Genomic DNA, 20,907 nt, shown 5'->3' with positions numbered 1-20,907 from the left:
TTCCTTAATTATTAACTTCGTCATTTTCTTCACGTTTATAGATATATGTTTGTTGGGTTTTAAAGCCAAACCCTACTGCATTGTCATTAACCAACACAACTTTACCATCGACAACAGTTAAACCAGGACCTTTTATTTCTACAGGTTTCATTGGATTTTCCGCATTTTCACCTTTAATACCAGGCCCAATTAAATAAAACTGACTTTCTTGTATTACGTCAACTGTTGGGTCGTCATCACATTTACCATCGCCATTACCATCTACACATGAAGGGCTTTCACCAAAGTATAACTGAGGTGTATCTGGTACATCATAGCTGGTTGTAAATTTAAGGTCGTCATACACCTTAGTACCGTAATGTAAGTGAAAAGCGTATAAAGAACCACCACCACCACTTAGCGAACATTGATTTTCAGTCGATGTATCTGATGCAGGTGTGAAGCTTGTAAAATAGGCAACACCTCCAACAACTGTGGCAGCAGCTAGCGACTTTTCACCCGTTCCTAACTCATATCTCCAGCCATTAAATTTAGCCAAGTCCACTTCTAAGTCAACAAAATCATCAACGTCATCTAGAGCATTGCCAAATGGGTCTGAATTCATTTGCATCAAATCAGCAGGCACAATAGTATCTGGTGCATTCGTTTTATACGATTTAGTAACCGTATTTTCATCTCTGATCATAAACAATTGATCTTTTTCATTGGTGCCGGTTGGTTTTGAGCGATTACCACTGCCGATAACTATGGCATCATACGGTGTATCTAAGCGTGTTATAACGGTACTACCATTAACTGTTGACTCGCTTACTTTACTATAAATTGTACGTGCTACGAGTGGTTTATAGAAAAAGCGTCGGTCCTCAGTTGCTTTATTACTACCAAGCTCAGCTAATTTATAATGGCTAAACTCGCTAGTGTTACTACCTGGCATATCTACACGCCAAATATCACCTCCGGTATCTGCCGCATAAATTCGGTCTATATATCCATCATAATCTGAGTCAAGCGTGGTTATGTCTGCAGCAATACTATGCTTACCTTTAAAGCCATTAATATCCGGTGTTAATGCCCACACCCTTTTACCGGTTTCAGCTTCAACAATATAGATACCTCGCCCTATATCATCCTCACTACGAATAGCTGCATCTTTATTTGTATCGTATCCAGCACCAAAAATTAATAAAGGCTTATCACCAAATGCTTTAATATAGGCTATTTGTGGCTTTGACCATGTTTGCGCAAGCTCTTTAAAATCACCTTTTCCGCCTTCTATTGGTGCGTCCCATAATTTTTTTGGTATGTTTGGGTTTGTTATATCAAGTCCGTAATAATTTTTACCACCGCGACGCATCCCCGCAAAAGCCCACACTTTATCGTCACCACTCGCATCAATAATACCGTCATTTAAACCATCACTATTTAAGTTTTTATTATCAAAATAAATACTAATAGGACCATCCATACCATATACTTTCGTATCGGCTTGATTTTCACGTAGAGGTTCAATAATGTTGTATAAAGCAGACGGTATAAATGCCCAACTTTCACTTACACTATCATCTGAATCCTTAAACATATGTAAAAAGCCAGCATTAGTTCCTATCAAAACTCGAATATCATCATTACCATAGTCGATTGCAACAGGTTTAGAATGCAGAGGGTCACCAAAAATATCTTTGCGCTGGTCAACGCTAGACCCATCGCCATCTTCATCATCAACGTCTATACCCATTGCCCATTTGATATCATTACTCGATAAGCTTAGCGGATTGTTACCGACTAAATTGAGAATATCACTCACAACTGAGGTATTAAAATTTACTATAGATCCCTGATTGTCAGTGTATAAATTACGGCTATCTGAATCTAATGTCGTTAAATGAAGGTTCACACCACCTTGTGCAACTAAGTTACCATCTGCTGGCTCCCCACTTGGCAACCAAAATGTTTCTGCATTTTCGTCAATTAAACCATTCTCATCAAGTGCCGACAATCCTTTTGAATCAACAATTTGATTCCCTGATACTTTCAGTTTTTTTAAGTTTCCACGCCAACGGGCACCGGTTTCAGGGTAAAACATGGCAAAATAAACAGCATCCCGGCTACGAGTTTGATCTACATTATTACTCGCAACGGAAGGCGATGAAAAACTATCATTTACTTCTCTAATTCTTGAAATAGTATTTTTTAATGCTTCAGATAAAGCTTCTGAAGTTCGCGCCTCTAAGTACTGGCCTCCACCAACTGATGCAGCTTTCTCTAGTAAGTCGATACCGCCCTCGCTCATTCCTGTGCCAAAGCCAATGGTAAAAACTCTACCAGTATCTAGCACATCACTTGTATCAGAGTATAAATCTACTTTTGTATTATTTGTTCCATGTATTATTTTTGATAGAGCAACTAAATAGCTATTAGAATAATCACCGCTCACAAAAGGGATTGAATCATTAAATAAATTATTATGTACACTTTTAATCTGATCATCACGACCATCATCGTTAGTAGGGTCTCCATCAGTCATCAAAATAATATTAATTGAGTTATCGCACCTGAGAGGATCTCCTGATTCCTTTTTAAATGGTGACTTATAAGTTCCATTAGCATCGGCTGCTTTATCTCTGCTGTTAATACCATACCCATAATAAAGGCTTTGCCCAGTAATATACCTATACGCCTCCCATAATGTTTCAGTTAAAGGAGTTGCACCACTTGCAGGCAAATCGTCAACTTCATTAAGTAAAGTGTTTTTGTTAGCACCAAGCCTTGCTAGTACATAGCCACCTGAACTTTCTCTAAATCTCATTAAACCAAAATCAATATCATCATTATCGGTAATAAGTTGGCTAACAGCGTTTTTAGCTACTAATAAGCGGCTATCTTCACAAACAGCTTGTGCATATCCGTTTACAGACTTGTAACATTGCTGTGTGTAACTAAAGTAAGTCTGACTTTTAAAACAATCTGATGTATAAAACTGTCCATTTTGATATCGACGATAACACTGGCCTCCATCTACAACATCCCAGGCCATACTGCCAGAGGTATCAAATATCATTAACACTCTTGGATTTTCGTCTGTCTCTACATCATGATTTACATAAAGCTCAATATCCTCAGCGAATACCGACACACTTATTGTTAAGCCAAGCAAAGAGGCTAACACTTTGTTTAATTTAAATTTCATCTTAAATCCCCTTGCTTACGCTGGCCATTTCTTGTGCTATACCTGTAACAATAGTTAGTTCATGTTTACTTTTAGATCCATATTCTATTGTTGTGGCAACCTGTAACATATTGCACGATATACCTGCTGTAAAATTGAAGCGTCGAGGACATTCTAAATCTAACGCCCCCTTGTTCAGGTTAGTCATTTTGCTTTGCATATCTGCATGATTTGCAATCACCATACCTTTGTCATCACCATCCGCGATTGCAGTTACTTCATCGGGAGTCAGGAAGAACTGATTATTAGCGCCTTGATTTGCCTCATCAGAGATCATGCGCTGCACTTCACCAATGAGTTCATTTTCGGCCACTTCGCGCTCTTGTGCTGCATTGGTAATTTTAATATCAATACTACTACTGCTCATAAGTGTTACAGCAATACCGGTCACTGCAATAACCATTATTAAAGCTGTAATTAGAACTACACCTTGCTGTTTTTTTCGTGATTGTTTTAAATACGCCATAAATTTGATCCAACATTATTTAATCGAATAGTAGTAGTAAACACAGTACGTCTGAAATTATCGGTAAATGTTAATACACGCTTATCTTCATCCTCACCTAACGTATAAGTTTGGTTTTTAATTTTAACTCCTGGGTCTGGCTGTAATGCGCGTATTAATAAAAAAACCTGAACAGTTAAAATACCTTTACGATTTTCCCAATCTGTATACTTCATATCTTGAATACTTCGGTAGGTATCTACACGATTATCACTGTTAGTATCAAGACCAAAAACAAACCGCATGTTCTCAACACCTTCCATAATAGTTTCTGTGTTGATGCTTCCACCAACCAGGCGCTTTCTCATTAATGCAGGTACAGTTAAATTTTTATTATTAACTTTATAAGTTTGTTCTGATAGATAATAAACATGATGGCTGTAAGGCCAAACGGTTGCATTAACATTAAGAGTCGCAGCGTTAACCGTTCCACGGAAAAATTGAGCTTTCTCTTGCTCAGCTACAAAGTAGTTTTCATCAGCCTGAGTCTCATTAGTTACTGTATTAACTGTTAAGCTCTTGCCTTGTAAAAATTTTAATTGAATAATGTCAGTGCTTTTAATTGGATTATTTAGGCAGTTAAGCTCTTTTGATTCTCCAGCAACCTTTGCGTAAATAGTTCTAAAATTACTAGCTGTAGCAAAATCAGGAAAACTCCCATTATTTAACCCTTCAAAGCAGTCTGTTCCAGGGTTTGCTAATGTATCTGTATTTACTGCAGTGAACGAATCGTCATAATAAGTTCCCCAAAAGCCAATTTGTTCAATATCACGTTGCATTATGTTAATTGCAAGGCGCCCTGATTCTTGAAGTTCACCAATAGTCATCGTATCTTTAGTGGTTACTTTCATACCTATATAGGTGAACATAACGCCACCTAGTATTAATCCACCAATAAATAATGAAATCATCATTTCTACAAGTGTAAAACCTTTTTGCTTCATGTTAGCTCCTAAGGTAAATGTAACTAGTCAAAACAACTAAGCGACGCTTTTTGTCAGCCGTTCCACACTTTATTGCGCCAGTAGCATCATTTGCATTAAACTCTTGCCGACCTTGCCACGAAACAATTACTTCTAAATTAAATGCCTTACCACCCGAGCCAGCAACTGCTGTAGGTGCAATACATACGGTAGCACCATCTAAAGATCCCGTATTTTCTCGAGCTCTTATAGCTCTTTTCCACTGTTCAAGATCTAAGGCCGCAACTTGCGCTGCGCTACAAGTATTTGTAAAGCACGTTTGCGAGGTTGTCGTTGCAGTTTCACTATCAAATGTTTGTGTGTACAGTCCCGCTATTTGAGGGGTATCGTTAGCACGGATACGCTGCACAATATCATTACCAAGTGCAACTGCAGCAGCACGCTGCATAGAATCAAAGCTTGCTTGCTTTGCTTTTGCTTGCAGGGCAACTGCGCCTAAAAGGCCAAAACTAAGAATAATAAATGCAATTAACACTTCAATTAGAGTGAAGCCTCTTTGCACTTTTGTTTGAGATGACTGCATAGTAGAACCAAATAAAAATTATCTGATTATAAGTTTATGCTATTTATTTGAGGAATCAATGAGGACTAAGACAAGCGGTTATATTTGTTGATAAACGGTTAATTAAATCGGCTCATTCAACAAAACAGTAGTAATTAAGCGTAAATGCATTTAAGTCAGAGGCAACTTAATTGCGAAATAAGTCTAAAGCGTATTTTTAACTAATTTAAGCTCGCGGCGGCTCACTGGCAATAACTCACTGCCCCCTTGTAGCTCAATCATATGATTGCCATTCCCTTTTGAATGCAAGGCTATTACTTTTTGTTTATGCACCAATGTATTGCGGTGAATTCGTAAAACATATGCGGGATATTGCAGCTCTAATTGCTTTAGGCTTTGCTCCAGTAAAGCCTCTCCACCTGAGAATATCATTTTGGTATACTTTTCTTCGGCACTAAAGTACAAAACATCATTTATATCAACACTACGTAGAGTACCAGCTAGCTGATAAGAGATTTTTACATTTTGTTGTTTTTGAATATGTACTTTATTTAAACGCCCAACTTGCTTAAGAACCTTCTGCAGTGATTGCTCTGAAATAGGTTTAACTAAATAACCTGCAGCGCTTAATTGTAAAGCATCGAAGGCATGCTCAGGGTGGGCAGTTATAAAAACAATAGCAGGAGGTAGAGTTAAACTATTGAGCTCATTAGCAACTTGTAAACCATTCATACCAGGCATATCAACATCTAAAAAAATCAAATCTGGCGTTTGCTTTTTAGCAAGTACTAGAGCTTCCTTACCATTACTTGCCTCACCTTGTACAACTATGCTTTTATCATGTGTTAACAAACGGATTAAGCGAGATCTCGCAAGAGGTTCATCATCAACAATGAGTACATTCATACACTGCCCTCAATTAGCTTAGGGATAACGACCTTGACCCTAAACACATCATTTTTATTAGTAATTGTTAGCTGCGCTTTATTTTTATAATAAATATTTAATCGCTGGCGAATATTTTCAAGCGCCATTCCGTTATTAGGCCTAGTTTGAGCATTAGAAATTGTTATAGGGTTAGAAACAATCATGGTTATATAGCCGGTAGTGATATGTAGCTCTACTTTTATTTCTGCACCATGCTCACTTGTTTCAACGCCGTGGCATACCGCATTTTCAATTAATGGCTGCAGGGTTAAGCAAGGAATGCTCAATGCGGGTAGTTCATTAGGTATTTGCCAATCAACTCTTAAGCGATTACCAAAACGCCACGTTTCAAGTGCGATATATTGCTTACTCAACGTTATTTCATCTTCAAGAGATACATTCTTCCCCGAGTGCATTGCAGCCTGTGATAAGGCGGCTAATGCTAAAATAGCCTGTTCTGCCGCATCGGCATCATGATGAGTAAGCTCTGCAGCAGTGTTTAAACTATTATATAAAAAATGAGGACGTATTCTAGCTTGTAGGGCATCAAGCTCTGCACGAGAAAGTGCTTTAGTTTGCTGCTCTTTTTCAAAATGAATTAATAAAAACTGGACGAATAAAGCCGCCAGTAAAGCCACTATAATGCAATTGCGAAGTGTGAAATAAATTAGGTTATTTGTATCATCTATATCAAAAGCAAAATGAGAAAATAAAATACTAAAAATACAGGTAGATAATAAAAAAAGGCAAAAAATAAACTTAATTGAAAAGTTTGAGTACGTTTTTGTAAGAAAAATCTACAGAAGTATAAAGAAGAGGTACCGACTAAAACAATTAAATGCATAAACAAACTAATGATCCCAAGTCGTAGCCAAATATCTCCTTCTACATTAGGTGCAAAAGCTAAAACAATAGCAATAACTTGAGAAACAATAAGCGTGGCTAATACGCCTCGCTCATTAAAAAGAGCCGAAAAAAGCAAACCATCATTTTGAAGTGACTTGCTCATAACGACTCTCCTTTAATCTAAATGTTTAATATATTTAAATTAACGTAGCTCTACAGGAACAGCAAATACTATATTTTCTACTTCACCTGGGTTCTCAACAACCTGTGTGCCACCTAGCTCTTTTAATCGGCTTATTACTTGTTGTACAAGTACTTCTGGCGCAGATGCACCCGCAGTTACGCCAACTGATTTAGAGCCTGAAACCCACTGCTCTTGTACATCAGTTGCGTCATCAATTAAATAAGCAACTGTGCCCATTTTATCTGCAAGTTCACGTAAGCGATTAGAGTTAGAGCTATTTTTAGCGCCAACAACTAATAGCACATCAACTTTATCAGCTAAGTCACGAACAGCGTCTTGACGATTTTGCGTTGCATAACAAATGTCATCTTTACGAGGTCCGTCAATTGATGGGAATTTATTGCGTAGTGCATCAATAACATCTGCTGTGTCATCAACTGAGAGTGTTGTTTGGCTGCAATAAAAAAGATTTTCAGCATTTTTTACATTAAGCGCAACAACATCATCAACGGTTTCAACAAGATAAATGCCACCGGCTGAGTTATCATATTGTCCCATTGTTCCCTCTACTTCAGGGTGGCCATGGTGTCCAATTAAAATACACTCAATACCTTTGCGACTCGCACGTGTAACTTCCATATGTACTTTAGTTACAAGCGGACACGTTGCATCAAATACTTTTAAATCACGACGTTTAGCCTCTGAGCGAACCGCTTGCGAAACACCATGTGCACTAAAAATAACAATGCTGTCGTCAGGTACTTGATCAAGCTCTTCAACAAATACCGCACCACGACTTTTTAATCCATCAACCACATAACGGTTATGTACTACTTCGTGGCGCACATAAATTGGCTTTTCAAAAATATCTAGGGCGCGCTCAACAATACTAATAGCACGGTCAACACCAGCGCAAAAGCCGCGTGGATTAGCTAGTAATATTTCCATTAACCTTCCACCTCAATAATATCAACTTCAAACGTTAAACGTTGGCCAGATAAAGGGTGATTAAAATCAATCGTTACCGACTCACCTTGCACTTCGCGAACTAATCCAGGAAGCTCAGTACCGTCTGGTTGAGTAAACGCAATAATTGCACCTACCTTAGCTGGTGTTTCTGGGCCAAATTTACTACGGTCAACGTAGTAAATATTATCTGGATTTGGCTGACCAAACGCATCTTCAGGTTCTAATTCAAACGTTTTACTTTCGCCTGCAGTTAAACCTAATAAACACTTTTCGAAGTTTGCCGTTAAGCTGCCATCGCCCATTGTTAATTTAGCAGGTTTGTTGTGCACCTTGGTAGAATCGGCGGCAGAGCCATCTTCTAATTTAATAGAAAAATGGAAAATAACTTGCGAGTTTTCACCAATTACAGCTTGGCTCATGCTTTATGCTCCTTCGGACTCTCGCCGGTAAAGGCATCAAATAACAATAATGCTGCGCCAATACAAATAGCGCAATCAGCAATATTGAATACAGGAAAATGTGAGTCTTTATAAAATACGTGAATAAAGTCGATTACATAACCATACGCAATACGATCGTATAAATTACCAATAGCGCCTGCAAGTACCAGTGCATAAGCACCGCATAGTACTTTGTTTGTTGCAGGTAAGCGTTTTAGCCACCACACAAGTAAAGCACTAATAGCAATGGCAATCGCACTTAAAAACCAACGCTGCCAACCACCCGCTTCACTTAAAAAGCTATAAGCAGCACCATAGTTATGCACATAAGTAATACTAAAAACAGGGAGTAAGTTTATCGACTCTTGATAAGCCATAGTCCCTACAACAAGTGTTTTACTGGCAAAGTCTATTACTAGTAGTAATAGACTCAACCAAAGCCACACTAAACCACTTTTTTGGGCTAGTTTGCTCACTAAGAATAACTCCTAAGCGAATTGACGCTTTTCGCCTTCGCCGTCAACATTACTTACACAACGACCACAAATTTCAGGATGAGCAGGGTTAACACCTACATCTTCACTGTAATGCCAACAACGCTCACATTTCGCAGCATCTGTTGCAGCAACACTAATGAATAAACCTTCAATTTCGGTAGTTTGTGTATCAGCTGGCTGACTATCAACTTCAGAAACATTTACGGCCGATGTTAATAATACAAAACGCAGTTCATCACCAAGCGCATTTAATTTAGCGGCAAGCTCTTTACCAGTAAATAAATTAACCGTTGCTTGAAGCGTTGCACCAATGACTTCTTCTTTACGTGCAGCTTCTAATAAGCGGTTTACTTCGTCGCGTACTGTTAGAATTTCTAACCAATCATCGTTACTAAATTGGCTATTTGTTGGCGCTTGTAAGCCATCATACCAAACAGATGTAAATACGTAGTCACTACGCTCACCCGGTAAAGCTTCCCAAATTTCTTGTGCGGTGAAGCTCATAATAGGTGCCATCCAACGCGTCATTGCTTCTGCAATATGATAAAGCGCTGTTTGACAAGAACGACGTGCATGGCTGTCACTCTTAGCTGTGTACTGACGATCTTTAATGACGTCTAAATAGAACGAACCAAGCTCACCCGTACAGAAGTTCATTAGCTTTTGCGTTACTAATAGCATTTGGTAGCTATCGTATGCGGCTAAAATTTCGTCTTGCAACTGAGCAGCACGACCAACAATCCACTTATCAAGCTCAACCATATCATCAACAGCAACTTGATCTGTTTTTGGATCAAAGCCATTTAGGTTAGCAAGCAAGTAACGGCTAGTGTTACGAATACGGCGGTAGCGATCGGCAGAGCGTTTAAATATTTCATCCGACACAGTCATTTCTGCCGTGTAATCGGTAGAGGCAACCCATAAACGAAGAATGTCGGCACCTAGTTTATTCATCACATTTTGTGGAGAAATAACATTGCCTAGCGACTTAGACATTTTGCGACCGTTTTCATCAACGGTAAAACCATGAGTCAATACTTGGCGGTATGGCGCATGACCATTAATAGCCACTGATGTCATCATTGATGACATAAACCAACCACGGTGTTGATCAGAACCTTCAAGGTATAAATCAGCTGGACCAACTAGGTCTTCACGTGCGTCTACAACACATGCGTGTGAAACACCTGAGTCAAACCATACATCTAGCGTATCTTGCACTTTCATGTATTGCTTGGCATCTTCTTCACCAAGTAATGTAGCAGGGTCTAAATCGTACCATGCCTGAATACCAGATTTTTCAACTAACTGTGCAGCTTGCTCAATGAGTTCTTGAGTATTTGGATGAAGTGCACCGGTATCTTTATCTGCAAACAATGCAATTGGCACACCCCAAGTACGTTGGCGAGATATACACCAATCTGGGCGGCTTTCAACCATGTTCGAAATACGGCTTTCGCCCCACTCTGGCAACCACTGCGTGTTTTTAATTTCTTTTAAAGAATCTTCACGCAAGTTAGCCTGATCCATACTTACAAACCATTGTGGTGTAGCACGGAAAATAATCGGTGTTTTATGGCGCCAACAATGTGGGTAACTATGAGTTATAGCATGATGATGCATTAATGCACCGTGCTCTTTTAATACTTCAATTACGCTCGCATTTGCTTTAAATACATGCTGACCTGCAAAAAGTTCAGTATCTGGTAAATAAACGCCATTAGCGCCAACAGGGTTAGCTACTTCAAGGTTGTAATTTAAACCAGCCACGAAATCTTCTTGACCATGCCCTGGTGCTGTATGTACAACACCGGTACCTGAGTCAGTCGTTACGTGTTCTGCAACAATCACTGGTACATTAAAATCATAAAAAGGATGGGCTACTTGTAAGTTTTCAAGTGCAGCACCTTTTACATAACCTAATACGTGGAAGTGATTAAAACCAAAGCGGTCCATTGCATCTTTAACAAGCTCAGAGCCTAAAATTAGACGTTGTTGTACACCTTCATCTTCAACCTGCACCAATGCATATTCTAAATCGGCATGCACAGCTACCGCGCGGTTTGCTGGAAGCGTCCACGGTGTTGTTGTCCAAATAACAGTACCAACACTGCCTTCACCTTTATGACCATCAGCCAAATCAAATGCACTTACAACAGCATCTTGATCAACAAATGTAAAACGTACATCAATCGCTGGTGATTGCTTATCTTGGTACTCAACTTCAGCTTCTGCTAATGCAGAACCACAATCTGTACACCAATGCACAGGCTTAGCACCTTTATGCAAATGACCTTTTTCAATAATACGACCAAGTACACGAATTGCATTCGCTTCAAAGTCAAAGTTCATTGTTAAGTAAGGCTTATCCCAATCTGCAAATACGCCTAAACGTTTAAAATCAACTTTTTGACCTTCTACTTGTTTTTTAGCGTATGCACGGCATTTTTCACGAAACTCGCTCGCGGTTACTTTTACGCCCGGCTTGCCTACTTTTTTCTCAACCATTAACTCGATTGGTAAACCATGACAATCCCAACCTGGGACTAATGGTGAATCAAAGTCAGATAATGTTTTAGACTTAACAATAATGTCTTTTAATATTTTATTAACTGAGTGGCCTAAATGGATGTCGCCATTTGCATACGGAGGGCCGTCATGCAAAATAAAGGTCTTTTTACCTTTCTTAGCGCTGCGAATTTGACCGTACAGGTCGTCTTCATACCATGCTTTAAGCATTTTTGGTTCACGTTGTGCCAAATTGCCACGCATTGGAAACGGTGTTTCCGGTAAGTTCAAAGTATGTTTATAGTCGCTCATTTATCCTACATTCCGTCTCTATCGGCTACCTGATTTAAACCAAAACACTGCTTAGCGGCAGCAACATCAGTTGCTATTTGCGCCGTTAATTGTGTTAATGTCTCGAATTTTTTTTCATTGCGAAGTTTTTTTATTAACTCCACATGCATAAATTGTCCGTAAATATCCTGTGCAAAATCAAAAAGATGAACTTCTAATAATGCACGAGTTCCATTAAATGTCGGCTTATTGCCTACATTTGCAACTCCAAAAATCTGTTTTCCTGCAATCGTTGCTTGCACTGCAAACACCCCGTTGACAGGACACACTTGGCGTTTTAGGGCAATATTTGCCGTTCTAAAACCGAGTTCACGTCCTCTTTTCCAGCCGTGTATAACACGCCCAGAAATAGCATAATCGTGACCAAGCATTATTTTAGCACTTGCTAAGTCACCAGATGCCAAAGCATCTCGTATTAAAGTACTGCTTACTCTAGCATTTAATTGACGAAAACTCGCGGTGCTTTTTACGTCCATGCCCGCTTGCTTGCCCATGCTAGCAAGTAAGTCAAAGTTACCTTGGCGCTGCTTTCCAAACTTAAAATCATCGCCAACAGTGAGAGCTTTAACACCTAACTTTTTAATCAAAATATCATTAACAAATTGCTCAGCATGCATGTTTGCAAATTGCTGATTAAAGCTAATGCAAATAACTCGCTCAATACCTAAATCACTAAGCAAACGTAGCTTATCTCGTAAGCGCGTTAGCCGTGCTGGGGCATTGTTTTTAGCAAAAAATTCTTGTGGCTGGGGTTCAAATAGCATTACAGTGCTAGACAAACTATGCGCTTTAGCATCAGTAAGTAAGCCTTTTAGTACTTCTGCGTGGCCTAAATGAACACCGTCAAAATTACCAATAGTTAACACACAACCAAAGTGGTGTGGGCGAATATTGTGTATACCTCTAATTAACTCCATGCCACCTAATGCCTTGTTTAGCGAGCTATTAATTACGACTAAAAATTAATTAAAGCCGCAGAGTTGCCGATTATAATCTTTTTTTTAGTTTGATTCAGTAATTGCTACACTTTTTATCGTATTTAGTCTAACGCCCATCAAAAATAGCATTGCAAAGTAACTAATACCTGCCAAAGCCACGAGTGCTATTAATAAGACTACCTGCTGTGTAAAAGCCCATGTAGCCCAGTAATAGTAACTGCTCACAAACCATGTAACAGCTCCCATAACCATACTTGCAACAACACATTTAAGTGTAAAGCGCATACTCATTGATGAAAACTGATACACATTTTCTTTTTTAAGCTGCCTATACAGCAAAAATGCATTACAACTAGCCGATAGCGAAGTAGCGAGTGCTAATCCTAAATAACCAATAAAAGGAGCCAGCATAATATTAAATACCATATTCAACACTAAGGTAATAATACCAATACGCACCGGCGTTTTTGTGTCTTGACGAGCATAAAAGCCAGGAGCAAGTACTTTAATCAGCATAAAGCTTACAAGCCCTACTGAATATGCGACTACGCCTAAACTAACTGCTTTAACATGATCAACACTGTCTTCTTTAAACGCACCGTGGTCGAACAATACGGTGATAATAAGCGGGCTGATGATCATTAGACCTATCATTGCTGGTAGGCCTAAAAATATAACAAAACGCACCCCCCAGTCGAGGGTATGCTGAAAGTCACTACTTTTTTTACTGCTATGTAACCTAGAGAGCGCCGGTAAAATAACTGTCGCAATACCAATACCAAATAAGCCCAACGGAAATTCAATTAAACGGTCTGAATAATAAAGCCATGCAATCGAGCCTGTCATCAGTAATGAAGCAATCATGGTATCAAGCAACAAATTAATTTGGCTAATAGATACACCAAACAAAGCAGGAAGCATAAGTTTACGTACTTTTTTTACGTTTTCGTCTTGCCATGCCCAGCGTGGACGCGCCAACATTTTTGCACGGTATAAAAATGGGAGTTGAAACAATAACTGCACAACGCCACCAATAAATACGCCAATTGCGAGAGAATAAGCCCCGACACTAAATTTATCATGTAAAAAAATTGCACACGTAATAATAGAGACATTGAGTAAAACAGGTGTAAATGCAGCAACAGCAAAACGGTTATATACGTTCATTACCGCACCACTAAGCGCAACTAAGCTTACAAAAAACAAATAAGGGAATGTAAATTTAAGTAATGAACTTGCAAGTTCAAACTTTTCGGCATTGGGTCCGCCCTGCCACCAATCTATAAACCAACCGGTGCCAAACAATGCTGCAATAACGGGTGAAGCAACAACACCTATAATAGTGACAATCAGTAAAATGGTTCCTAATGTGCCTGCTGCTTGTGCAACAAAAAGTCTGACCTTGTCGTCGCCTTGCTGTTCTTTAATTTCACTCAGCACGGGTACAAATGCTTGTGCGAAGGCACCTTCTGCAAATAAACGACGTAAAAAATTAGGAATACGGTTAGCAAATAAAAAAACATCAGCCGCCGCACTTGCGCCTAATAAATTGGCAACGACTGCATCTCGAACGAGCCCTAAAATACGCGATATCATAGTCATACAACTAACAATCATACCGGAGCGAAATAAACCTTTTGACACCTTAAACCTACTCAAAAATCCTCAAGATAGGCGATTATGCCACAGTCTTTTTTATAAATCGCTTTAAAGCACTAGGCTGGGGGTCTGTGCTTTGTTACAATGTCGGTATTAACTGCTAAAGCGGCAAATTGATGCTCGTTATATGGTGCAGTTTTTCTTGGATTGTTAAATTTAAATTGACATTCATGATAGAAACAGGCATATTCCACGGCCTTTAATTTAAGCTTTATTTTAAGATTGTTAGGAGCAAACCTTGGCTAACATCAAGTCTGCAAAAAAACGCGCTATCACAAGCGAAAAAAACCGTCAGCACAACGCAAGCCGTCGTTCAATGATGCGCACTTACTTCAAAAAAGTAATTGTTGCTATTGAAGCGGGCGATAAAGAAGCTGCACAGCAAGCTTTTTCTGTTGCTACACCTATCCTAGACCGTTACGCAACTAAGGGTCTAATTCACAAAAACAAAGCAGCTCGTCATAAGAGCCGTATAGCAGCTAAGATTAAAGCTCTATAATTTGTTTTTGATAGAATATAAAAAACCGGCTTTTGCCGGTTTTTTTTGTTTAAATTTTAAATGTACTTACTTTATTAGACATTTTCTAAATCTGGATAAAACTTCTTAAGCATTGCCGCTATTTTTTTAGGTGTAAATGGCTTTACTACAAACCCTTTAGCGCCTTTATCAATTGCATCCTTAACATTCTCAATACCTGAATGTGCAGATACCATAACCACATTTGTCTCTGGGCTTAATTCATTGATTTGTGCAATCAAATCTTTACCATCACCGTCTGGCAATTCAATGTCTAAAAAAATGATATTATAATTTGCAGCTTGGCACTCACTAATACATTGTGAGGCAGTAGATGCTTCCTTTACGTTATCTATCCCTAAGTGCATGAGCGTTTGGCTCAAAAAACTACGCACTGTGCTAACGTCATCTACAATTAAAATTGATAGCTGCGTATTCATCTTTATTCCTCGTAGGCTATAAGCTAACTTTAAGTTATCATAATAATTAGCTTAGTATATAAATTTACTCATTTAATTATAGAGACCTACGGAAAAAAGGCCAGATTTGCTTTATGTCTAAAACCCCAAATAAACAATCGTTGCTAGGTAAAGCACCGGCAAGAAAAAAAACAGCGCAAAAAAGAAAACCTCAGCGTTCTACTCAGCGCCCTTCACCTGGCGAGTTAAATTCCAGTGCAAAGAATGATATAAGCCAAAAAACAACGCAAAAAAAAGGACTGTTTATATCACTCGCTGTCGTTGCTGTAATAATTTTAGCTTTTCCAAAACCTACCTTACTCACCTATAAAAAATTAGGGATGGTAAGTGAGAGTGTTTACTGGCCCGGATTCTTTGGCAAGGGGGCTACTTTGATTGATTCAAACCTACACCCCACCTATGATTCTAGCCGTGAGTCCCTTTATTTATGCAGTGACTTACAAAAACCGCAGAGCTGCCAAAAGTATCAAGTAATTACTGATAATGGTTTATTTTCAGCAATCGGTAGCTACTTTTAGCATTAAAAAAACTAATCTGAAAATTTAAAATTACTTGGTTGAAAGGTGCGCAAAAGATCAACATAATGGCGCTCCTTTTTTCAACAACTGAACTATTGAAACGACCATGCTAAACGAGCTAGATTGGCTTTTAAATACTACACTACTTGCACTAGGTTTAGGTGCATTCTTTATTAACCAGATAACACTGCTGCGCGTTGCCGCCATTAGTGCGTGTGGTTTATTATTCTTATCATTTAGCTTAGATCTTATGTCGTCGAGTGTTATTTCAAATATGAGTTTAGTGTTGATCAATACTTTTTACTTGTTTAAAGTTTATACATTTGGGCAATTTAATGTAACCCAAAGTTAACAACTTTTCCCTAGAATATTTAATAGCCCAGCATTGCTGGGCTTTTTTTTGTTAAGAATTTAAAAATATTAAAAAGCACTTTCAATCAAGATGAAAATTAGAGCTTCAGGGGCGCACAAGCACTACTGTGAAAATAATGCTTGTGTACTGCTAAAAAGAGTCACGAGAAGAAACACGAAAACAGAGGAATACATAGTAAGTAGGCTAGTCCGCTATTGTTAACTCGCTTTGGGTTTGTATTTTAGAAGGAGTATCCTCTGCATTAGCCTGATTAAACCAAGCTGAAACACCAAGTATAATAATTGAAACAATAACTAGGCTTAATTTAACGCCACTTTGACTCGATTTCATAACACCCTCTTTGTATTTTTTATTAGTGAGAATACCTTTTACACTAATAAAAATTACAAATGTTAACAAGCTGTTTTTTAAACTAATTAGCTATCAGCTAATAACCTTTAGTTCTATCTATTGGATTATTAAGTACTAACCCCTTATTCAAGCATTCAATATTATCGGCTATTTGCTCTATAACACTATTTAAATCAGAAATCGCCGCGCAATGTGGTGTAAGCGTTATTTTGGGGTTTCCCCAGTAAGGGTGATTCGACGCTAAAGGTTCTTGATCAAATACGTCGAGTGTAGCTGCGCGTAAGCTATCGTTATTTAATGCACTTAGTAAGTCTTGTTCAACAACATGAGCACCGCGTGCCACATTAATAACAACAGCATGTTTAGGCAGCTTTGCGAGCATTGAGTGATTAATAATGCCTGTCGTTGCTTGCGTAAGGGGTAATAGACATACAAGGTAGTCAACATCAGAAAGCATACTATTGAGGCCTTCCTCGCCATAAAAAATTTCGACATTAGTCGCGTTTTTATTACTTTGCGCCCAGGCACTTACCTTAAAGCCATTATTTATAAGCTTTTGCGCGCATGCTTTACCTAATTCACCAAACCCAAGTATGCCGACATGTTTATTACTATGCGCCCGCTTTGGCTTCCATGTTTGCTGTGTTTGTTTAATGTAATACTCTTTTAAACGTAACTTTTGAGCTAACACATGTGTCAGTACATATTCCGCCATATCATCAGCTAGTTGCATGTCAACAATGCGAACTACTTCAACACTTTCGTCGAGTAATGTTAAATCGATACTGTCTACGCCAGCACCAAATGACGACACAGCCTTTAAGTTAGGTAGCTGTGGCCACATAGATTCTGGCGCTTTCCACGCAAGTACAAAATCCACATCATGTGCGTTTTTGCAATCAGGCCATTGCTCTATCAGCGTATTTGGTAATCGCTCTTGTAACTTCGTTATTAGTTTTGTGTTGTCACGCCCAGTTATAGCAACCAATACCGACATAAATTCTCCTAACAATACACAGTTTATAAGTTAGCACTTTAAAAAGTCACACTACTGCAAAGTAACTGTCACACCCTTTTTTTAATCTTACATGTATGGCGAATAGGCCAAACGGAATATGAGGTTAATATGATAAGTGTTGATAAAGTAATTGCTGCAAACTTACCACAACTAAAGAACTCACCAAAAGTAAAAGGTTTAGTAAAAAAAGGCCTAGGCTACTTATTACATGAACAAGAGTTTGTTGCTTTTGGTGATGCCTACCCTCACCTACAAGGATTAGAATTTGTTGAACAAGTGCTCGATGAACTCAATTTTGATACGCGCTATAAACCTAAGCAGATAGAACATATTCCTAATGAGGGTAAACTTGTTATCGTTGCTAACCACCCTATTGGTTCATTAGATGCTTTAGCACTTATCAAATTACTTTCAACTGTAAGACAGGATTTAAAAGTAGTGGCAAACCGCATGTTGATGTCGGTTACTCCAATGCACTCACTTTTACTCCCCGTAGATAACTTATCTGGTATGAGTAAAAAACAAGAGCTTAGTAATATACAAAACCATTTAAAGGATGAAGGCGCATTACTTATATTTCCGGCAGGAGAAGTATCGCGATTAGGGCCAACAGGTATTAAAGACTGCAAATGGAATAGTGGCTTTTTACGTATGGCAAAAAAAGCTAACTGCCCTATTTTACCTATTTATATTAAAGCCAAAAACAGTCCACTTTTTTATGGCACATCAATGATTTATAAACCTTTGGCAAGTTTACTATTAGTGGCCGAAATGTTTAAGCAGCGCCAAAAATCTTTAGAGTTTGAGATTGGCGCCTCTATCCCTCCTGAATCTTACTTAATAGAAAATCTTAAAGATAAAGAAGTTGTAAACCTCATCCGTAAACAGCTTTATAGGCTTACAACAAAAAAAGCACTGCCGCTAAAAACACAAACACCTATCGCTGTTCCCGAGTGCAGAAAAGAGCTAAAAAGAGCAATTGAGCAATGCCAACTTCTTGGTAAAACGCAAGACGGTATGCATATTCATCTATACCAATATGCAGGTAGCTCACCTATTTTTAGAGAGTTAGGGCGCCTGAGAGAAATTGCATTTAGAGCAGTCGGTGAAGGTAGTGGTAAGCGTCGTGATATAGATAAATACGATATGGATTACCAACACCTTGTACTGTGGGACCCAATGCAGCTAGAGCTGGTAGGTGCTTATCGATTAGCCTGTGCACAACAGATAATACAAAAGCATGGCCGCGAAGGTTTGTATACTGATAGCTTATTTTCTTATACCGACGCTATGACGCCCTATCTAAAACAAGGAATTGAGCTTGGTAGAAGCTTTGTACAGCCTAAATATTGGGGACGTAAGAGCCTCGACTATTTATGGTATGGCATTGGCGCTTTTATAAAAAGCTATCCACAGTACAGATACTTGTTTGGTGCTGTAAGTGTATCAAATGCTCTACCCGAGCAAGCAAAAGCCATGCTCGTTTATTACTATCAGCATTACTATAAAAGTGGTATTGAATTAGCTACGCCTAATAATGAATTTAAATTAACTGAGCAACAGCTAACCCAGTGCAATACTCTTTTTTGCGGCAATGACGTAAAAGAAGATTTTGTAGAGTTAAAGCATGTGTTAGCTAATATGGGGGCTCAAGTCCCTACTTTATTTAAACAATACACTGAACTTTGTAAACCAGGTGGCGTGCAATTTTTAAGCTTTAGCATTGATCCCGATTTTAATAATTGTATTGATGGATTGGTATTGGTCGATCTTGAAAGTGTAAAAGAAAACAAAGCCAAACGTTATTTAGAATAACCAATAATAAGAGAGTGCTTTATATTTATAAAGTACTCGATTTATATTTAATTATTTATAAATATCTGCTCTAGTAAAGTTGTATAAATAGCTTCAATTTTAAGTAAATCACTAATAGATACGTGTTCATTAGCTTGATGAATCGTATTGTTTCGCACACCACATTCAATAACTTGAGTATGGGGGCTGGCAAAAAATCGTCCATCCGATGTCCCTCCATTTGTACTTAGTAATGGGTAACTTGAAGTGTTTTTGTAAATAGCCTGCTCAATATGAGTAAGTAAACTCCAACCCGTATTATGGCTTGTATAATAAGGCTCGCATGGGCGTTCCCACTCAATTGTAAAATGCTCAGCAAACTTGTTTAGGGTATTCATTAATTGCGTTTTAACTGCTGCGCTACTGTAACCGTGGCTATAACGTACATTAAATGTAATCTCACAATGACTTGGCACTAAATTATCGACCACATTATTTATGTTAATTCCAGTCACTTGCAGTGTGGTTTTTGAGCTAGCCACATCGAGTAACCAGATCTGATCACTCAAGCTATTTACTATTTTTGCAGCAATATGAGCAGCATTGAGTGTGTTTTGAGGATAAGCTACATGACCTGCCTTACCAGTAACTAAAATCCGAGCTGAAAGCGCACCACGACGGCCATTCTTAACTGTATCGCCAACTTGTGCCACACTTGATGGCTCCCCGACAATACAGCCATCTAATACAACACCTTGCTTGGCAAGCTTATTAACTATTTCTTGAGAACCAAATTCAGCCTCTCCCTCTTCATCTGACGTGATAAGCCAGTAAAGAGTCCCTACTTTAGCGGATTTACTATTAATTAACTTTTTTGTGGCGCTAAGCATGGCGGCAACACCCCCTTTCATATCGGCCGCCCCTCTACCGTATATTGCATCATTTCGCACTCGCCCTTCAAAAGGAGGACTTAACCAACCGCTACTTGTTGCTGGTACTACATCAATGTGCCCTGAGAAAGCAACACATGGGCCTTCTTTGAATTTTATGCAGGCAATTAAATTAGTCACACCATTTATAGTAAATTGCTCGCAACTTAAACCTAAACCCAACAATTTAACTGCAAGCCAATCAATTGCACCCGCTTGGTTAGGGGTTACTGATTCAAAGCGAATTAGTGTTTGTAAGTGCTCTACAACTTCTTTTTGAATATCCGTTGTTTTTGATTTTTTTTTCGAATGCTTCTAAAAACATGTTAAACACACTTTATTATTTAATGTGCCTTTATTAAAACGTGAGTTTATGACTAAGCGATGTCAGCC

Annotated in this window: 19 protein-coding genes and 1 pseudogene; 4 read left to right on the top strand and 16 right to left on the bottom strand. The window is 38.6% G+C overall.

What is annotated here, in order from left to right; genetic code table 11:
• Positions 1-4: 4 nt before the first annotated feature.
• The 12 genes and pseudogenes from P20429_RS14955 to murJ all read right to left on the bottom strand — a co-directional run bounded on the left by P20429_RS14955 (position 5) and on the right by murJ (position 14,478).
• The gene (locus P20429_RS14955; protein ID WP_007581377.1) at positions 5-3,187 is read right to left on the bottom strand and encodes a pilus assembly protein; all 3,183 of its coding nucleotides are present in this window, start codon (positions 3,185-3,187) and stop codon (positions 5-7) included.
• 1 nt (position 3,188) lies between these two features.
• The gene (locus tag P20429_RS14960) at positions 3,189-3,692 is read right to left on the bottom strand and encodes a hypothetical protein (protein WP_007581376.1); all 504 of its coding nucleotides are present in this window, start codon (positions 3,690-3,692) and stop codon (positions 3,189-3,191) included.
• The gene (locus tag P20429_RS14965; protein ID WP_007581375.1) at positions 3,680-4,675 is read right to left on the bottom strand and encodes a PilW family protein; all 996 of its coding nucleotides are present in this window, start codon (positions 4,673-4,675) and stop codon (positions 3,680-3,682) included. Before P20429_RS14965 ends, P20429_RS14960 begins: the two co-directional genes overlap by 13 nt.
• A 1-nt stretch (position 4,676) precedes the next feature.
• Positions 4,677-5,237: a type IV pilus modification protein PilV gene (pilV, locus tag P20429_RS14970; protein ID WP_007581374.1), complete on the bottom strand. Its 561-nt coding sequence runs from the start codon at positions 5,235-5,237 to the stop codon at positions 4,677-4,679.
• Positions 5,238-5,420: 183 nt separating this feature from the next.
• Positions 5,421-6,122, bottom strand: coding sequence for a LytTR family DNA-binding domain-containing protein (locus P20429_RS14975; RefSeq protein WP_007581373.1), 702 nt, complete (start codon positions 6,120-6,122; stop codon positions 5,421-5,423).
• Positions 6,119-7,152 (bottom strand): annotated as a pseudogene (locus P20429_RS21035) (sensor histidine kinase). The gene P20429_RS14975 and the pseudogene P20429_RS21035 overlap by 4 nt, the downstream one beginning before the upstream one ends.
• A 39-nt stretch (positions 7,153-7,191) precedes the next feature.
• Entirely contained in the window at positions 7,192-8,121 is a 930-nt protein-coding gene (ispH, locus tag P20429_RS14980) for a 4-hydroxy-3-methylbut-2-enyl diphosphate reductase (RefSeq protein ID WP_007581370.1), read from the bottom strand.
• Positions 8,121-8,561, bottom strand: a complete 441-nt coding sequence (fkpB, locus tag P20429_RS14985) for an FKBP-type peptidyl-prolyl cis-trans isomerase (RefSeq protein ID WP_002958231.1) — start codon at positions 8,559-8,561, stop codon at positions 8,121-8,123. Before fkpB ends, ispH begins: the two co-directional genes overlap by 1 nt.
• Complete coding sequence (gene lspA / locus P20429_RS14990) at positions 8,558-9,058, bottom strand: signal peptidase II (RefSeq protein WP_007376920.1); 501 nt, start codon at positions 9,056-9,058, stop codon at positions 8,558-8,560. Before lspA ends, fkpB begins: the two co-directional genes overlap by 4 nt.
• A 12-nt stretch (positions 9,059-9,070) precedes the next feature.
• Positions 9,071-11,899 (bottom strand): isoleucine--tRNA ligase, encoded by a 2,829-nt coding sequence (ileS, locus tag P20429_RS14995; RefSeq protein WP_007581369.1) that lies wholly within the window; start codon positions 11,897-11,899, stop codon positions 9,071-9,073.
• Positions 11,900-11,904: 5 nt separating this feature from the next.
• The gene (gene ribF, locus P20429_RS15000) at positions 11,905-12,855 is read right to left on the bottom strand and encodes a bifunctional riboflavin kinase/FAD synthetase (protein WP_007581368.1); all 951 of its coding nucleotides are present in this window, start codon (positions 12,853-12,855) and stop codon (positions 11,905-11,907) included.
• Between the two features lie 84 nt (positions 12,856-12,939).
• Positions 12,940-14,478, bottom strand: a complete 1,539-nt coding sequence (gene murJ / locus P20429_RS15005) for a murein biosynthesis integral membrane protein MurJ (RefSeq protein ID WP_033012718.1) — start codon at positions 14,476-14,478, stop codon at positions 12,940-12,942.
• Between the two features lie 295 nt (positions 14,479-14,773).
• Here murJ and rpsT point away from each other — a divergent pair, with 295 nt between their 5' ends.
• Entirely contained in the window at positions 14,774-15,034 is a 261-nt protein-coding gene (rpsT, locus tag P20429_RS15010) for a 30S ribosomal protein S20 (protein WP_002958225.1), read from the top strand.
• A gap of 74 nt (positions 15,035-15,108) precedes the next feature.
• On the opposite strand, the gene P20429_RS15015 is transcribed toward rpsT, so the two are convergent.
• On the bottom strand, positions 15,109-15,492 hold the full coding sequence (locus tag P20429_RS15015; protein WP_002958224.1) for a response regulator: 384 nt from the start codon (positions 15,490-15,492) through the stop codon (positions 15,109-15,111).
• 113 nt (positions 15,493-15,605) lie between these two features.
• Here P20429_RS15015 and P20429_RS15020 point away from each other — a divergent pair, with 113 nt between their 5' ends.
• Positions 15,606-16,049, top strand: coding sequence for a hypothetical protein (locus tag P20429_RS15020; RefSeq protein WP_007581366.1), 444 nt, complete (start codon positions 15,606-15,608; stop codon positions 16,047-16,049).
• 106 nt (positions 16,050-16,155) lie between these two features.
• Positions 16,156-16,401, top strand: coding sequence for a hypothetical protein (locus P20429_RS15025; RefSeq protein WP_002958222.1), 246 nt, complete (start codon positions 16,156-16,158; stop codon positions 16,399-16,401).
• 204 nt (positions 16,402-16,605) lie between these two features.
• On the opposite strand, the gene P20429_RS20690 is transcribed toward P20429_RS15025, so the two are convergent.
• Together P20429_RS20690 and P20429_RS15035 are read right to left on the bottom strand one after the other, a co-directional pair.
• A complete protein-coding gene (locus tag P20429_RS20690) occupies positions 16,606-16,752 on the bottom strand; it encodes a hypothetical protein (protein WP_007581365.1) in 147 nt (48 codons plus the stop codon).
• Between the two features lie 97 nt (positions 16,753-16,849).
• Positions 16,850-17,770 carry a glyoxylate/hydroxypyruvate reductase A gene (locus P20429_RS15035; protein ID WP_007581364.1) on the bottom strand — a complete coding sequence of 307 codons (921 nt, stop codon included), beginning with the start codon at positions 17,768-17,770 and terminating at the stop codon, positions 16,850-16,852.
• A gap of 129 nt (positions 17,771-17,899) precedes the next feature.
• Between P20429_RS15035 and P20429_RS15040 the strand changes: the two genes are divergently transcribed.
• Positions 17,900-19,606: a lysophospholipid acyltransferase family protein gene (locus tag P20429_RS15040; protein WP_007581363.1), complete on the top strand. Its 1,707-nt coding sequence runs from the start codon at positions 17,900-17,902 to the stop codon at positions 19,604-19,606.
• Between the two features lie 47 nt (positions 19,607-19,653).
• Here P20429_RS15040 and dapE read toward each other — a convergent pair whose 3' ends face one another.
• On the bottom strand, positions 19,654-20,796 hold the full coding sequence (gene dapE / locus P20429_RS15045; protein ID WP_050548722.1) for a succinyl-diaminopimelate desuccinylase: 1,143 nt from the start codon (positions 20,794-20,796) through the stop codon (positions 19,654-19,656).
• Positions 20,797-20,907: the final 111 nt, after the last annotated feature.

Origin of the sequence: Pseudoalteromonas sp. BSi20429 (assembly GCF_000238895.1) — a bacterium.
Taxonomy (GTDB): Bacteria; Pseudomonadota; Gammaproteobacteria; order Enterobacterales; family Alteromonadaceae; genus Pseudoalteromonas; species Pseudoalteromonas arctica.
The sequence above is the reverse complement of the archived record's forward strand: the minus strand, read 5'-3'. Positions and strand labels throughout refer to the sequence as shown.

Coding starts and splice junctions, on each gene's coding strand:
- P20429_RS14960 (WP_007581376.1), bottom strand. CDS start 3,692: ATGGCGTATTTAAAACAATCACGAAAAAAACAGCAAGGTGTAGTTCTA.
- P20429_RS15035 (WP_007581364.1), bottom strand. CDS start 17,770: ATGTCGGTATTGGTTGCTATAACTGGGCGTGACAACACAAAACTAATA.
- P20429_RS20690 (WP_007581365.1), bottom strand. CDS start 16,752: ATGAAATCGAGTCAAAGTGGCGTTAAATTAAGCCTAGTTATTGTTTCA.
- pilV (WP_007581374.1), bottom strand. CDS start 5,237: ATGCAGTCATCTCAAACAAAAGTGCAAAGAGGCTTCACTCTAATTGAA.
- ispH (WP_007581370.1), bottom strand. CDS start 8,121: ATGGAAATATTACTAGCTAATCCACGCGGCTTTTGCGCTGGTGTTGAC.
- fkpB (WP_002958231.1), bottom strand. CDS start 8,561: ATGAGCCAAGCTGTAATTGGTGAAAACTCGCAAGTTATTTTCCATTTT.
- P20429_RS15020 (WP_007581366.1), top strand. CDS start 15,606: ATGTCTAAAACCCCAAATAAACAATCGTTGCTAGGTAAAGCACCGGCA.
- P20429_RS15025 (WP_002958222.1), top strand. CDS start 16,156: ATGCTAAACGAGCTAGATTGGCTTTTAAATACTACACTACTTGCACTA.
- P20429_RS14955 (WP_007581377.1), bottom strand. CDS start 3,187: ATGAAATTTAAATTAAACAAAGTGTTAGCCTCTTTGCTTGGCTTAACA.
- murJ (WP_033012718.1), bottom strand. CDS start 14,478: ATGACTATGATATCGCGTATTTTAGGGCTCGTTCGAGATGCAGTCGTT.
- ileS (WP_007581369.1), bottom strand. CDS start 11,899: ATGAGCGACTATAAACATACTTTGAACTTACCGGAAACACCGTTTCCA.
- P20429_RS14975 (WP_007581373.1), bottom strand. CDS start 6,122: ATGAATGTACTCATTGTTGATGATGAACCTCTTGCGAGATCTCGCTTA.
- P20429_RS15015 (WP_002958224.1), bottom strand. CDS start 15,492: ATGAATACGCAGCTATCAATTTTAATTGTAGATGACGTTAGCACAGTG.
- P20429_RS14965 (WP_007581375.1), bottom strand. CDS start 4,675: ATGAAGCAAAAAGGTTTTACACTTGTAGAAATGATGATTTCATTATTT.
- ribF (WP_007581368.1), bottom strand. CDS start 12,855: ATGGAGTTAATTAGAGGTATACACAATATTCGCCCACACCACTTTGGT.
- P20429_RS15040 (WP_007581363.1), top strand. CDS start 17,900: ATGATAAGTGTTGATAAAGTAATTGCTGCAAACTTACCACAACTAAAG.